Genomic DNA, 12,753 nt, shown 5'->3' with positions numbered 1-12,753 from the left:
CGCGCATGCCCGCTCTCGTCCGCTCTGCCCTGCTCCTGACCGCGCTGCTGCCGCTGGCAGGCAGCGCCTGGGCGCAGACCAGGCAAACCAGCGCGCATGGGTCGGTGCGCATCTACCGCTGCGTCGGCAGCGCCGGCGCGGTCAGCCTGCAGAACGCGCCCTGCGAGAACGCGCACCAGCAGCAGGTGCTGGACATGCAGCGCCCGCGCGATCCGCCGCCACGCCCGACCACCACGCTCAGCACCGATCCGGCGCGCGCCGCGGCCTCGCCGGCGCCGCTGCCGCAGCGCGAGATCCGCATCGTCAGCGTGCAGTCGCCGCAGCCGATGTACGAATGCGTGACCAGCGAGGGCCAGCGCTATACCAGCGACGACAACGAAGGCAATCCGCGCTGGGTGCCGCTGTGGGCCATCGGCTACGCAGGCGGCGACGGCGACGGCCATCGCCGCGGCAATGGCGGCGGCGATGGCCGCCGCCCGCGCCCGCCGCAGCCGGTGTATTCCGGCGCCGGCGTGGTGGTGCCGGCCGGCAGCACGCTGATCCGCGATACCTGCAACGCCCTGCCGGCGCAGGAAGTGTGCGCGCGCCTGGCCGACCGCCGCTGGGAACTGATACGCCGCTACAACAGCGCGCTGCAGAGCGAGCGCCACGCGCTGGAAACCGAGCAGCGCGGCATCGACGCGCGCCTGGACCGCGACTGCGGAGGCAGCTGAGATGCGCAGTGCGCTCTGCCTCGCGGCGCTGCTGGCCGGGGCCGGCGCCGCGCATGCGGAACAGGTGGTGTTCTATCGCTGCACCGATGCGCACGACAACCTGACCGTGCAGAACCAGCCGTGCCCCACGGGCATGCGCCAGCAGAAAAAGAGCATGCAGGGCGTCGGCCGGGTGCCCGCACAGGGACCGGCTGCCGCGCCAGTTGCACCCGCCGCGCAGGTCCCCGTACGCGCAGCGGTGCCCGTCACCGCGCCGCCCGATCCGCCGACAGCGCCGACAGCGCCGGCGGACGCTGCGCCGCGCCTGCCGCCTCCGCCGCTGTACGCCTGCACCACCTATGCGCTGCAACACTACGTCGGCGAAGTCGCCGAGCCGGCGCCGCGCTGCGTTCCCTTGCGCACCATTGGCCTGGACGGCAGCCCCGACAGGACCGGCGGCAGCGCCTGCGAAGTGCGGCGCGACCGCTGCAAGGCGCTGCCCGAAGCCGGCGCCTGCGACGCCTGGAAAACCCATGTGGCCGAAGCCGAAACGCACTGGCGCTTCGCCACGCCCGAAGACGCCGAGCCGCTGCGGCAGGAATTCCTGCGTCGCCAGCAATTGCTCGAGGCCAGCAACTGCGGCGCGGCGGATCAGGGCGTGCCGCCACGGATTTTCGATCCGACACTCCCCCTGTAGGAGCAACTGTCTTCAGCCGTGACGAGCGGAGTGGTGAATTTCCTGAACCGGCATGCAGTCGGGACTGAAGTCCCTCCCACAAGAGGCCCCACCGCTCCGCGACGCCGGTGGAATCCTTGTGGGAGCGACTTCAGTCGCGACGAGCGCAGCGGCGGGCCGTCCGACTTCGGAAGTTGTCGCGGCTGAAGCCGCTCCTAGAAGAGCTTGGCCGGCGCTTGCACTCTGCCGACATCCAGGAAAAAGCGGCCTAGAACCCGTAACGCAAAAACCCACCGTCCACCGCGATGCATTCGCCGGTGATGTAGCTGGCCGCCGGCAGGCACAGGAAGCCGACCGCGGCCGCCACTTCCTCCGGCTCGCCGATCCGCCGCATCGGCGTGCGCTCGATCACCTGCTCGTAGTAGTCCGGATCCGACAGCGGCCCGGACGTGCGGCGGGTGCGGATGTACCACGGCGCCACCGCATTGACCCGGATCCCGTCCTCGGCCCACTCGGCGGCCAGGTTGCGGGTCAGCTGGTGCAGCGCGGCCTTGGTCATGCCGTAGGGCGCGCCGCTGCGCACGTGGGTCAGCCCGGACACGCTGCCGACATTGACGATCGCCGCGGCCGCGTGCTGCGCCAGCAACGGATGCGCATAGCGCGATAGCTCGAACGCCGAGAACAGGTTGGTCTCGAAGATGCCGCGCCACTCGTCTTCGGTGTAGTCCACCGCAGCCTTGCTCAGATTGCCGCCGGCGTTGTTGATCAGCAGGTGCAGGCCGTCGGCGTGGTCCTCGACCCAGTCCAGGATCTCGCGCCGGTCCTCGTCATCAGCCACGTCCGCGGCCAACGCCAGGATGCGCCGCTCCGGATAGGCATCGGCCAGTTCGTCGCGCGCCGCTTCCAGCGTATCGATGTCGCGCGCCACCAGCATCAGCTCGGCGCCGAGGCCGAGCAGTTCGCGCGCGATCGCCAGGCCGATGCCGACGCTGGCGCCGGTGATCAATGCGGTCTGTCCGTCCAGCCGCCAACGTTGCTGCATCGTCTTGCCTGTCTGCGCCGGGGTGGGCGTAGGATAACGCCCACGCTCAACCAGGTCGCCCCTATGCACCGTTCATCGCGCTTGCTGACGTTGGCACTCTCGCTGCTGGCCGCGCTCGCCGCGTGCAAGCCGTCACCGCCGAAACCGCCAGACAAACCGCCCGAACCACAGGCCGGCGCGCTGCGCGCGGCGATCGCGCAGCCGCTGGACCGCGCCAGGCAGGCGCAGCTCGGCACCGAGCAGGCCGCGGCCGCGCACAACGCCGTGATCGACGCCGCAACCGGAAAATGAAAACGCCGGCATCGGCCGGCGTCGTTCATTGCTTGCAGCGCGCCTGCCAGGTGGCGAGCGCGCCTCACGCCGGCATCAGAAGCCGCAGAAGCAGTAGGCAAGCGCCTTGACAGGCGTGCCGTCGCGCTTGTCGGTGGCGTCCTGCACGAAGCGCAGCTGGGTATCCAGCTCCGGCATGCTGCGCGCCAGCACGGCGTGCGCCAGCGCCGAGTCGCCCAGCATCCACGCGCCCATGCGGCTGCCGGCGAACCCGTTGACGAACTGCGCGAACGGCGTGGCCGGCTTCTCGATGTAGCGCACGCGGTACTTGTCGCGATCGCCCAGCTTGGCCCGCGCGGCGGCATCGGCCACCGCGTCCTTGAAGCCGCCGAACGCGTCCACCAGGCCGCGTTCCTTGGCCTGCGCACCGCTCCACACGCGGCCGCGCGCGACCTGGTCGATCGCCTCGACCGGCTTGTTGCGCGCCTGCGCGACCTTGCCGGTGAAGTCGGCGTAGCCCTTGTTGATCACAGACTGGATCACCTGCCCGACCACCGGATCCATCGGCCGGGTGACGTCGAACGCACCGGCGAATCGAGTGGTGCCGACGCCGTCGGTATGCACGCCGATCTTGTCCAGGCTGCGGGTCAGGTTGGGGATCATGCCGAAGATGCCGATCGAGCCGGTGATCGTCGACGGGTCGGCGTAGATGCGATCGGCGTTCATGCTGATCCAGTAGCCGCCGGACGCGGCCAGGTCTCCCATCGACACCACCACCGGCTTGCCGGCCGCCTTCAGCGCCACCACCTCGCGGCGAATCTGCTCGGAGGCGAACACTTCGCCGCCCGGCGAATCCACGCGCAGCACCACCGCCTTGACCGCCTCATCGTCGCGCGCATCGCGCAGCAATGCCGCGGTCGACTCGCCGCCGATGCGCCCGGCCGGCTGCTCGCCGCCGCTGATCTCGCCCGCGGCGACCACCACCGCCACCTGCGGGCGCGAATCCACAGGTGAGCGGCGCAGGTCCAGCTGCTGCAGATAGGCATCCAGGTTGACGTTGCGGAAGCCCGTATCGGCATCGTCGTCGGCCACGCCGCGCTTGGTCAGCAGCTCCTCGACCTCCTCGCGGGTCTTCAGGCCGTCCACCAGCTTCTGCTGCAGCGCGAACTTGGCCATGTCGCCGCCGGCCGCGGCGATGCCTTCGGGCATCGTGTCGATGCCGGCGGAAATCTGCTCGGGCGCCAGCTTGCGCGCCTTGGCGATGTCGGCCACGTAGCGCTGCCACACATCGTTCATCCAGAACAGATCGGCTTCCTTGGACGCCGGCGAAGCCGCGTCGAGCACGTACGGCTCCGCGGCGGACTTGAACTCGCCGACCTTGAACAGGTGCACGTCCACGCCGAGCTTGTCCTGCAGGCCTTCGCGGAAGTACTGGCGGTAACGGCCCAGGCCTTCCAGCACCACCGAGCCCATCGGGTCCAGGTAGACCTCGTTGGCCTGCGCGGCCAGCAGGTACTGCGCCTGGCTCAGGCTGTCGCTGTAGGCCACGACCTGCTTGCCGGAAGCGCGCAGGTCCTGCAGCGCCGCGGACACTTCGCGCATCGAGGCGAAGCCGCTCGGCTGCAGCTTGTCCAGGCGCAGCGCCACGCGCTCGATCTTCGGATCGGTCTTGGCCGCTTCCAGCGCGCGGATCAGGTCGCGCAGCTGGATCTCCTCGGCGCCCTTGTCGCCCATCGCTTTGGTCAATGCGCGGCTGACCGGATCGGCGCTGAACTGCTCGACCAGGGTGCCTTCCGGCGCGATCAGCAGCGTGGTGCGGTCGCGCAGCGCCTTGGCGCCATCGCCGCGCGCCATCGCGAACACGATCGCCAGCAGGAGCAGCAACAGGAAGCCGAAGAACACCAGATTCAGGATCAGCCTGCGAGTGAAGTTCATCACATCCCACAGGCCGACGAAGAAGCTGGCGATGGGGCTGCGACGTACGGGTTGGTTCATGGAAAAACTCCGGAAAGAAGGTCTTGCGCGCGTGCAGCATACCGACTGTGCCGGCGCCGCACATGCGCCTGAAGTCAGGGGTCAGGGAGCCGCGGCGGCGAGCAGGCGCCCGCTGCTGAGCCGGAAGCGCGCGGCCATCATCACCGCGGCCGCGGTCAGGCCCAGGATCAGCCCGATCCACATGCCCTGCGGTCCCCAGCCCAGCCACAGGCCGAGCCCAGCGCCCAGCGGCATGCCCAGGCCCCAGTAGGAACACAGCGCCAGCAGCATCGGCACACGGGTGTCGTTGAGACCGCGCAGCGCGCCAGCCGACAGCACCTGCACGCCGTCGGGGAACTGAAACGCAGCCGCGTATAGCAGCAGCGTGGACGCCAACCCGGCCACCGCGATGTCGCGGGTGTAGACGCCGACGATGGCGTCGTGGCCGAACAGCAGCACCAGCGCCGACAACGCCTGGGTGCCGAGCACGATGCTATAGCCGGCCCAGGCCGCGCCGCGCACGCCGAGCGCATCGCCGCCACCGGCGGCGCGCCCGACCCGCACCGTGGTCGCCTCGGCCACGCCCATCGGGACCATGAAGCACAGCTGCGCCACGTTGATCGCGATCTGGTGCGCGGCCGCCGGCACTTCGCCCAGCCGCGCGATCAGCAGCGCGGTGACGATGAACAGCCCGCCCTCCATCAGGATGGTGATGCCGATCGGCAGCCCGGTCTTCAGCAACCCGCCGATCGCGCGCAGGTCCGGCGCCTCGAAGCTCGCGAACAGGCGCAACGGCGCAAAGCGCCTGGAACGCGCCAGGTAGAAGGCGAAACACAGCGCCTGCAGCCACATCATGATCGCCGAGGCGATGCCGAGCCCGCCGGCACCGCGCTCGCGCAGCCCGAACAGGCCGAAGGTCAACACGTAGCCCAGCGGCGCAAGCACCAGCAGCCCGCCGAAGCCGAGCAGCATGGTCGGCAGCGTCCAGTGCATGCCCTCGCTGAGATAGCGCATGCAGAAATACAGCACCATCGCCGGCACGCCCCAGCGGATCGCGTGCAGGAAATCGCGCGCGCCGGGCACGATCTCCGCGGCGATGCCCAGTTGCGGCAACGCCATCGGCATCACGCTCAGGAACGCGAACATCAGCACGCCCAGGCCCAGCGACAACCACAGCGCCTGGCGGAACATCGGCCCGATCTGCGCGTGACGCTTGCCGCCGTCGAGCTGCGACACCGACGCGGTCAACGCGATCAGGGTGCCGATCGGAATCATCATCGGCAGCCACAACAACGCGGTGCCGACCGTCACCGAGGCCAGCGTGCGGGTGCCATGGTGGCCGGCGATCACGTTGTCGACGAAGCTGATCAGGCCGGCGGAGATATGCCCCAGGACCAGCGGCAGGGCGAGCTGCGCGGTGCTGCGCAGTTCGCGGCCCCGGACCGAGGCCGGGGTGGAGGACGAAGACATTGCAAGACTCTGGCGATCCCGCCGACTGCGGCCGCGCAGGAAAGCGCCGGCGCCGGGTGGCGGAGGGGCGCTATTTTACCCTGCGCGGCTGTTCGGCGCAGGCTTTTGGACTCGGGACTCGGGACTCGGGACTCGGGACTCGGGACTCGGGACTCGGGACTCGGAGAGCGGAAACGCTGCGCTCAGCGCGTGGCGCGTTGCCGCAGCCAGGCCGCGCGCGTGTCCGCGCCCTGCGCCAGCAACTCGCGGCGCAGCGTCGCACGCTCCTGCGGCGGGGTGCGCTGCGCCAACAGCGCCAGGTGCTCGCGTTGTTCGGCCGGCAGCGTGCGCAGCAGTCCCAGCAGCGCCGCACGTTGCGCGTCGGGCACGTAGCCGAACAGCGGCTGCAACGTCCAGTATTCGCTGCCCAGTTCCGGCCCCAGCAACCAACCGTGGCGTTCCAGCGCATCCAGTGCGGCGAATTGCGCGCGCAGCGTGTGCTGCTGCTCCACCGGCAAGCCGGCGAAGGCGCTGGCCACCTGGCGCAGGCGCGCCTGCACCGTGGCGCCCAGCGCCTCCCAGGCGGCCTGGCGCTCGCGCAACTGCGCCGGGGTCAGCGCCGGCGGCGGGTCGGCCACGGCGGCCTGTGCCGGCGCGGTGGCAACGCCACTGGCCGGCTGCGCAGCGGCGGCTTCGGCGGCCTCCTCCGCGCTCGGCGCACTGCGCTCGATCCGGGCCGGCGGCGCGCCCGCCGCATACCACGCGAAGAAATCCAGGTCGTAGACCGCCGGCCCCGGCAGCGCTGCCGGCGCAGCGGCCGGCAGCGGCGGCGCGCTGCGCGTCTCCGACTCGGCCGGCAGTTCCTCCACCTGCACAGGCCCGGTAGCGCCCAGCGCCAGGCCCGAACCGGCGCCTGCCGCCGCGGGACGCGACGGCAGGCGCCCCCACCACCAAGTGCCAAGCATGGCCAGGACCACGACCACGCTCACCGCCGCCGCCAGGCGCGCCCGGGTCAGGCCGCGCCCGCCGCTACGCCGGCGCGGACGCACCGGCGCCGGCGCCGGCGCCGCCGGTGCGGGTGCGGGCGCCGGCGTGGGCGGCGCAGCGGCGATGGCCGCATCGCGCAACTGCGCCAGCGCCTGCAGCCGCTCCGGCGGCAGTTCGCGCAGATGCTGCTGCGCAGCGTCGGCCAGCGCGCGCCAGCCGGCGGCATCCGGCTGCCCGCCGACATCGCGTGGGCAGGCCCGCGCCAGCGCCTGCTGGTAATCCTGGGTGGATTGATTCAGCACCTGCGCCGCGGTCGGCTCGTCCAGTCCGGCCACGATCCGCAGCAGCAGCGCCAGGCGGTCGGCGGCGGTCAGCTTGCCCAGGTGCGCCAGCGGCAGCGGCCAGCCGCTGCGGGCGGCGGTCACGATCTGGCGCAGCGACGGGACGGCCGCGAGCAGTTTCCAGAAGTGCAGCGGCCAGTCGGCCATCGGCAGGGTCGCGGCATGGCTGCGGAACGCGCGCATCGCCGCGGCCAGCGCCGGCGCGCCGCGCTCGACGCTGCCGCTCTGCAACTCGGCCAGCACCGCGGCACGGCGTTCGATGCCGCGCAGGAAGGCGGCCAGGGCGGGGGGGCGACCACGCCGTCGGAGGGGGGCGCGGCGGTCATCGGAACTCCATCATCGGCGCGATGATAGCGAGGCGGCCGCCGCGCCGCGCGCTTGACAACGGCGCGCCGATCGGCCGCTTCAGGCGCCAGCCGGGCAGATCGCGGCAGCGGGTTGTGCACAAGCCGCGGCAGGGACGTCCAACGCCTCCTGTCAAGCCCCCGCAAAATCATGTTGCAGCCATGTTTCACGGCTAAGTGACTGTTATTAAATGCATTTATTGGAGTGGCGCTTTTTTGTCCAACTTGTGGCAGAGGCTTGTGAATCCGTCTTCACGGCGTGGAGCATCCCTTTCATGCACAGCTTTATCCACAGCGGGTGTGGATAAAATCGATTCTCCAAGCGGGGCAGCTATTTACGACTTGTTTATCACTTTACGAACAGCTATCGCCCGCAACTGGCGCCCCTCGCCGCCCCCGCCGGGGGAGCACTGGCCCCCGTCCCCCGGCCGCTAAACTAGGACTTATGCCGTTCCCTGTCGCCACCCTCCGCGTCGCCCTGCCGTTGCCGCTGCCGCAACTGTTCGACTACCTGCCGCCGCCCGATGTCGCCGCCGGCGTCGGCGACATCGGGCGCCGCCTGCGGGTGCCGTTCGGCAATCGCGAGCTGAGCGGGGTGGTCGCCGCGCTCGGCCAGGTCGCCGACAGCGAGGGCCTGCGCGCGGCGCTGGCCTGGCTGGACCCGGTGCCGCTGCTGCATGGCGAGCTGGCCGACTCGCTGCACTGGCTGGCCCGCTACAGCCATGCGCCGCTGGGCGAAGTGCTGGCGACCGCGCTGCCGGTGACGCTGCGCCGCGGCGAGGCGCTGCCCGACACCCACGCCTGGGCCTGGCGCCTGACCGAGGCCGGCGCCAGCCACCGCGCCCGCTCCGGCACCCGCCCGCACCGCTTCGCCGCCCTGCTGGCGGACGGCCCCATGGACGAAGACCGGCTCGACCAGGCCATGGACGACTGGCGCAGCGCCGCACGAAGCCTGGCCAAGCGCGACTTCGCCGAACGCATTGCGGTGCCGGCCAGCAGCGCGGCGCCGCAGCCGCAGCCCGGCCCCAGCCCGAACGACGAACAGCAGGCCGCAATCGACGCCGTCGTCGCCGCAGCCGGCTTCGCCCCGTTCCTGCTCGACGGTGTCACCGGCAGTGGCAAGACCGAGGTCTACCTGCAGGCCATCGCCGCCTGCCTGGCGCGCGGCCGCCAGGCGCTGGTGCTGGTGCCGGAGATCGGCCTGACCCCGCAGACCCTGGCGCGATTCCGCGCGCGCCTGGGCGTGCCGGTGCACGCGCTGCATTCAGGACTCACCGACACCGAACGCGCGCGGGTCTGGGCCGCGGCCTGGCGCGGCGAGGCGCGGGTGGTGGTCGGCACCCGTTCGGCGGTGTTCGTGCCGCTGCCGCAGGCCGGGCTGATCGTGATCGACGAGGAACACGACGGCAGCTACAAGCAGCAGGACGGCATCCGCTACCACGCCCGTGATTTCGCCCTAGTGCGCGGCAAGGCGCTGGACGTACCGGTGCTGCTGGGCAGCGCCACGCCGTCGCTGGAAAGCCTGCACAACGCCGCCAGCGGCCGCTACGCGCACCTGCGCCTGACCCGCCGCGCTGGCGCGGCGCGGCCGCCGACGGTGCGCGTGCTCGACGTGCGCAAGCGCCCGCTGCAGGACGGCCTGTCGCCGGAGGTGCTGGTCGGGATCGGCAGCGCGCTGGCCGACGGCGGCCAGGTGCTGGTATTCAAGAACCGCCGCGGCTATGCGCCGGTGCTGCTGTGCCACGACTGCGGCTGGACCGCGCCGTGCCAGCGCTGCAGCACCCCGCTGCACGCCACGCCGATGACCGTGCATGCCGGCGGCCGGCGCCTGCAATGCCACCACTGCGGCGCGCGCCAGCCGGCGCCGCTGGCCTGCCCGGATTGCGGCAGCCTGGCGCTGCAGCCGCAGGGCATCGGCACCGAGCGCCTGGAAGAACGCCTGCTGCAGGCCTTCCCCGACGTCCCCGTGCTGCGCATCGATCGCGGCACCACCCAGCGCCGCGACGCGCTGGAGACGCAGCTGGCCACGCTCGGCACGCAGCCCGGCATCCTGGTCGGAACGCAGATCCTGGCCAAGGGCCACGACCTGCCGCAGCTGACCCGGGTGGTGGTGGTGGGCATCGACGAAGGGCTGTTCTCGGCAGATTTCCGCGCCAGCGAGAAACTGGCGCAGCAGCTGATCCAGGTCGCCGGCCGCGCCGGCCGCGCCGCGCGCCCGGGCGAGGTGTGGCTGCAGACCCACCATCCCGGCCATGCGCTGCTGGAGACCCTGGTGCACGGCGGCTACCACGCCTTCGCCGAGGCCGAACTGGCGCAGCGCGAAGCGGCCGGCTTCCCGCCGTTCGCGTACCTGGCACTGCTGCGCGCCGAGGCCAAGCAGGTCGAACACGCCAACGCCTTCCTCAGCGCGGTGCGCGCGCTGCTGCCGGAGCAGGCCGAGGTGCAGCGCTTCGGGCCGATGCCGGCGCCGATGCCGCGCCGCGCCGGTTTCCAGCGTACCCAGCTGCTGCTGTCGGCGCCGACGCGACGCGCGCTGCATGCGGTGCTGGACGCGGCCGTGCCGGCGATCTATGCGCTGCCGCAGGCGCGTCGGGTGCGCTGGTCGCTGGATGTGGATCCGCAGGATCTGTACTGAGCCGGGCGCGTTCTCAGCACGGCGCGGGCAGCGCTTCCAGGAGCTGAGAGCGCAACGCGACCGCATCGCCAGCGTTGCAGCCTTGCCGCCTGCAGCACGGCAAGGCTGGTCCGGCGCAGCGCCAGCACCCGATCGCCCGGCTGCATGCGGCGCTGGCGGTCGTCGGCGAATTCCGGCCAGTCCTCTTCCACCAGCCAGGTGCGGCGGATCCCGTGTGTGCGCGCCGGCGCAGATCGACGTAGTGCCAGAACACCACCGCGTCGCGGTCGCGCTCGGCCAGCGAACCGGCGATCACATGCGTATGCCGATGCCGCTCGTCGATATGCAGGCCCTGGCGCAGCGCCGCATCGTAAATCGCATTGGACAGCTGGCACAGGCCGCCGCCGATCGACGGCACCAGGCAGCCTTCGCACAGTTCGCGCCCGGCGGCGAACCCACGCCGGCGCGTGGCCCGGCCCAATTGCCGCCAGAAACTGAAGGCGGCGCCAACCGGCACTTCGACCCAGTGCAGCGCCCGCGCGCCACCCGCAGGTTGTGGATCTTGCCGGCGACCAGCAGCGGCGACGTTTCCTCCGACTCGGGCCATAACGCGGTGACCGATTCGGACACCGCCGCAGCGGCGATCGCCAGTCCCGCATCGCGGCGATGCCGGCGCGGTCCGCCGCGCAGATCGCGCAGCGCGCGGCGCAGTCGCAGCACGCGGGTCTTCAGCGCGAACAGCAGGCCCCCCATGCGCGACGGCGTCGCCGCGGCGGGCCAAACAAGAAGCCACTCCGTCGCTGTCGCTCGTATTCCCATGCGCACACCGCATCCCTGCCTGCGCCTGCCATCGCGCTACTATAGGCGCATGCCGTTCCAGCCCCCAGTTCCTGCACGGCGCCGCGAGCGCTGCCTGCATCGCGGCGTTGCGCTGCACCGCGCGGATGCAGCGTCCGCGGCCGTCGCCAGCATTCCGACAGCCGCTTGCGCCTCGTCTTTGCCTGCCCCTGGAGTCCTGCATGGCTAACCCGCCCGTGCCGCGCCTGATCGTGGTCGGCGGTGGTTTCGCCGGACTGTGGGCCACGCGTGCGCTGGCCAAGGCGCCGCTGCGCATCACCCTGATCGACCGCCGCAACCACCACCTGTTTCAGCCGCTGCTGTACCAGGTCGCCACCGCCGGCTTGTCGTCGCCGGACATCGCCGCGCCGCTGCGCCAGATCCTGCGCAAGCAGGACAACGTAGCAGTGCGCCTGGGCGAAGTGGTGCGCCTGGACAAGCAGGCGCGGCAGGTGCACCTGGCCGGCGGCGAGACGCTGGACTACGACTACCTGCTGGTCGCCACCGGCGCCACTCATGCCTACTTCGGCCATGACGAGTGGGCCAAGCACGCGCCCGGCCTGAAGACCCTGGACGACGCACTGCACCTGCGCCGCCACCTGTTGCTGGCATTCGAACGCGCCGAAGCCGAGAGCGACCCCGCCGCGCGCGCGGCCTGGCTCAGCTTCGCCATCGTCGGCGGCGGCCCGACCGGGGTGGAACTGGCCGGCACCCTGGCCGAAATCGCGCGGCATACGCTCAAGCACGAATTCCGCCGCATCGATCCTGCCGAGGCCAGGGTGCGGCTGATCGAAGCCGGCCCGCGCGTGCTCGCCTCGTTCCCGGAACGGCTGTCGGCAAAGGCGCAGAAACAACTGGAAAAGCTCGGCGTGGACGTGCTGACCGGCGTGCCGGTGGCCGACATCGACGCCAACGGCTACCGCCTGGGTAGCACCTTCGTGCCCGCGCGCACCGTGGTCTGGGCCGCCGGCGTGGCCGCCTCGCCGCTGGCGCGGACCCTGGACGTGCCGCTGGACCGCAGCGGCCGGGTGCAGGTGCAGCCGGATCTGAGCATCCCCGGGCATCCGGAAGTCTTCGTCGCCGGCGACCTGGCCGCCCTGCAGCAGGGCGACGGCAAGCCGGTGCCCGGGGTGGCACCGGCCGCCAAACAGATGGGCCGGCACGTCGCCGGGAACCTGGCCAAGCGGCTGCGCGGCGAAGCCGGCGACGCGCCGTTCCGCTATGCCGACTACGGCAACCTGGCCACCATCGGGCGCATGGCCGCGATCGTGCACCTGGGCCGGCTGCAGCTGTCCGGCCTGCTGGCCTGGTGGTTCTGGCTGGCCGCGCACGTGTTCTTCCTGATCGGCTTCCGCAACCGCCTGGTAGTGCTGCTCAACTGGGCCTGGGCGTATTGGAGCTACCAGCGCGCGGCGCGCATCATCCTCGGCGACGACGCGCGCGCGGCCGCACCGGAGCCGCCAGCGGCCGCGTGACACCCTGCGGCTGGGCTGCGATCCTGGCCGCCCTTTGCCGCTGCGTAGTGCC

The 12,753-nt window shown here is 71.6% G+C and carries 10 protein-coding genes; 5 read left to right on the top strand and 5 right to left on the bottom strand.

Annotation, left to right across the window (positions count from 1 at the left end; translation table 11 throughout):
- The first annotated feature begins 5 nt into the window (after nucleotides 1-5).
- The gene (locus E4A48_RS19445; RefSeq protein WP_142743000.1) at nucleotides 6-713 is read left to right on the top strand and encodes a DUF4124 domain-containing protein; all 708 of its coding nucleotides are present in this window, start codon (nucleotides 6-8) and stop codon (nucleotides 711-713) included.
- A gap of 1 nt (nucleotide 714) precedes the next feature.
- Nucleotides 715-1,389 (top strand): hypothetical protein, encoded by a 675-nt coding sequence (locus E4A48_RS19440; RefSeq protein WP_058197026.1) that lies wholly within the window; start codon nucleotides 715-717, stop codon nucleotides 1,387-1,389.
- A 247-nt stretch (nucleotides 1,390-1,636) separates the two neighbouring features.
- Here E4A48_RS19440 and E4A48_RS19435 read toward each other — a convergent pair whose 3' ends face one another.
- Nucleotides 1,637-2,410 carry an SDR family oxidoreductase gene (locus tag E4A48_RS19435; RefSeq protein WP_142742999.1) on the bottom strand — a complete coding sequence of 258 codons (774 nt, stop codon included), beginning with the start codon at nucleotides 2,408-2,410 and terminating at the stop codon, nucleotides 1,637-1,639.
- A 63-nt stretch (nucleotides 2,411-2,473) separates the two neighbouring features.
- On the opposite strand from E4A48_RS19435, the gene E4A48_RS19430 reads away from it, so the two are divergent.
- Nucleotides 2,474-2,701 (top strand): hypothetical protein, encoded by a 228-nt coding sequence (locus E4A48_RS19430; RefSeq protein ID WP_142742998.1) that lies wholly within the window; start codon nucleotides 2,474-2,476, stop codon nucleotides 2,699-2,701.
- Between the two features lie 75 nt (nucleotides 2,702-2,776).
- Here the strand turns inward: E4A48_RS19430 and sppA are convergent, their stop codons facing one another.
- The 3 genes from sppA to E4A48_RS19410 all read right to left on the bottom strand — a co-directional run bounded on the left by sppA (nucleotide 2,777) and on the right by E4A48_RS19410 (nucleotide 7,674).
- Nucleotides 2,777-4,675, bottom strand: coding sequence for a signal peptide peptidase SppA (sppA, locus tag E4A48_RS19425; protein WP_039006193.1), 1,899 nt, complete (start codon nucleotides 4,673-4,675; stop codon nucleotides 2,777-2,779).
- Nucleotides 4,676-4,756: 81 nt separating this feature from the next.
- Nucleotides 4,757-6,124, bottom strand: coding sequence for an MATE family efflux transporter (locus E4A48_RS19420; protein ID WP_142742997.1), 1,368 nt, complete (start codon nucleotides 6,122-6,124; stop codon nucleotides 4,757-4,759).
- Between the two features lie 182 nt (nucleotides 6,125-6,306).
- Nucleotides 6,307-7,674, bottom strand: coding sequence for a hypothetical protein (locus E4A48_RS19410; protein ID WP_312845563.1), 1,368 nt, complete (start codon nucleotides 7,672-7,674; stop codon nucleotides 6,307-6,309).
- 546 nt (nucleotides 7,675-8,220) lie between these two features.
- Here E4A48_RS19410 and E4A48_RS19405 point away from each other — a divergent pair.
- Nucleotides 8,221-10,410, top strand: coding sequence for a primosomal protein N' (locus E4A48_RS19405; RefSeq protein WP_142742996.1), 2,190 nt, complete (start codon nucleotides 8,221-8,223; stop codon nucleotides 10,408-10,410).
- A gap of 13 nt (nucleotides 10,411-10,423) precedes the next feature.
- On the opposite strand, the gene E4A48_RS19400 is transcribed toward E4A48_RS19405, so the two are convergent.
- Entirely contained in the window at nucleotides 10,424-10,996 is a 573-nt protein-coding gene (locus E4A48_RS19400; protein ID WP_230812836.1) for a VanW family protein, read from the bottom strand.
- A 412-nt stretch (nucleotides 10,997-11,408) separates the two neighbouring features.
- On the opposite strand from E4A48_RS19400, the gene E4A48_RS19395 reads away from it, so the two are divergent.
- Nucleotides 11,409-12,701 (top strand): NAD(P)/FAD-dependent oxidoreductase, encoded by a 1,293-nt coding sequence (locus E4A48_RS19395; protein ID WP_058196897.1) that lies wholly within the window; start codon nucleotides 11,409-11,411, stop codon nucleotides 12,699-12,701.
- Nucleotides 12,702-12,753 lie beyond the last annotated feature (52 nt).

It is taken from the genome of Xanthomonas translucens pv. cerealis (genome assembly GCF_006838285.1).
Classification (GTDB): Bacteria; Pseudomonadota; Gammaproteobacteria; order Xanthomonadales; family Xanthomonadaceae; genus Xanthomonas_A; species Xanthomonas_A cerealis.
The sequence above is the reverse complement of the archived record's forward strand: the minus strand, read 5'-3'. Positions and strand labels throughout refer to the sequence as shown.

Bases quoted from the DNA above. Each gene is read 5' to 3' on its own strand.
- E4A48_RS19445 (WP_142743000.1), top strand. From the start codon at position 6: ATGCCCGCTCTCGTCCGCTCTGCCCTGCTCCTGACCGCGCTGCTGCCG.
- E4A48_RS19440 (WP_058197026.1), top strand. From the start codon at position 715: ATGCGCAGTGCGCTCTGCCTCGCGGCGCTGCTGGCCGGGGCCGGCGCC.
- E4A48_RS19435 (WP_142742999.1), bottom strand. From the start codon at position 2,410: ATGCAGCAACGTTGGCGGCTGGACGGACAGACCGCATTGATCACCGGC.
- E4A48_RS19430 (WP_142742998.1), top strand. From the start codon at position 2,474: ATGCACCGTTCATCGCGCTTGCTGACGTTGGCACTCTCGCTGCTGGCC.
- sppA (WP_039006193.1), bottom strand. From the start codon at position 4,675: ATGAACCAACCCGTACGTCGCAGCCCCATCGCCAGCTTCTTCGTCGGC.
- E4A48_RS19420 (WP_142742997.1), bottom strand. From the start codon at position 6,124: ATGTCTTCGTCCTCCACCCCGGCCTCGGTCCGGGGCCGCGAACTGCGC.
- E4A48_RS19405 (WP_142742996.1), top strand. From the start codon at position 8,221: ATGCCGTTCCCTGTCGCCACCCTCCGCGTCGCCCTGCCGTTGCCGCTG.
- E4A48_RS19400 (WP_230812836.1), bottom strand. From the start codon at position 10,996: ATGGCCCGAGTCGGAGGAAACGTCGCCGCTGCTGGTCGCCGGCAAGAT.
- E4A48_RS19395 (WP_058196897.1), top strand. From the start codon at position 11,409: ATGGCTAACCCGCCCGTGCCGCGCCTGATCGTGGTCGGCGGTGGTTTC.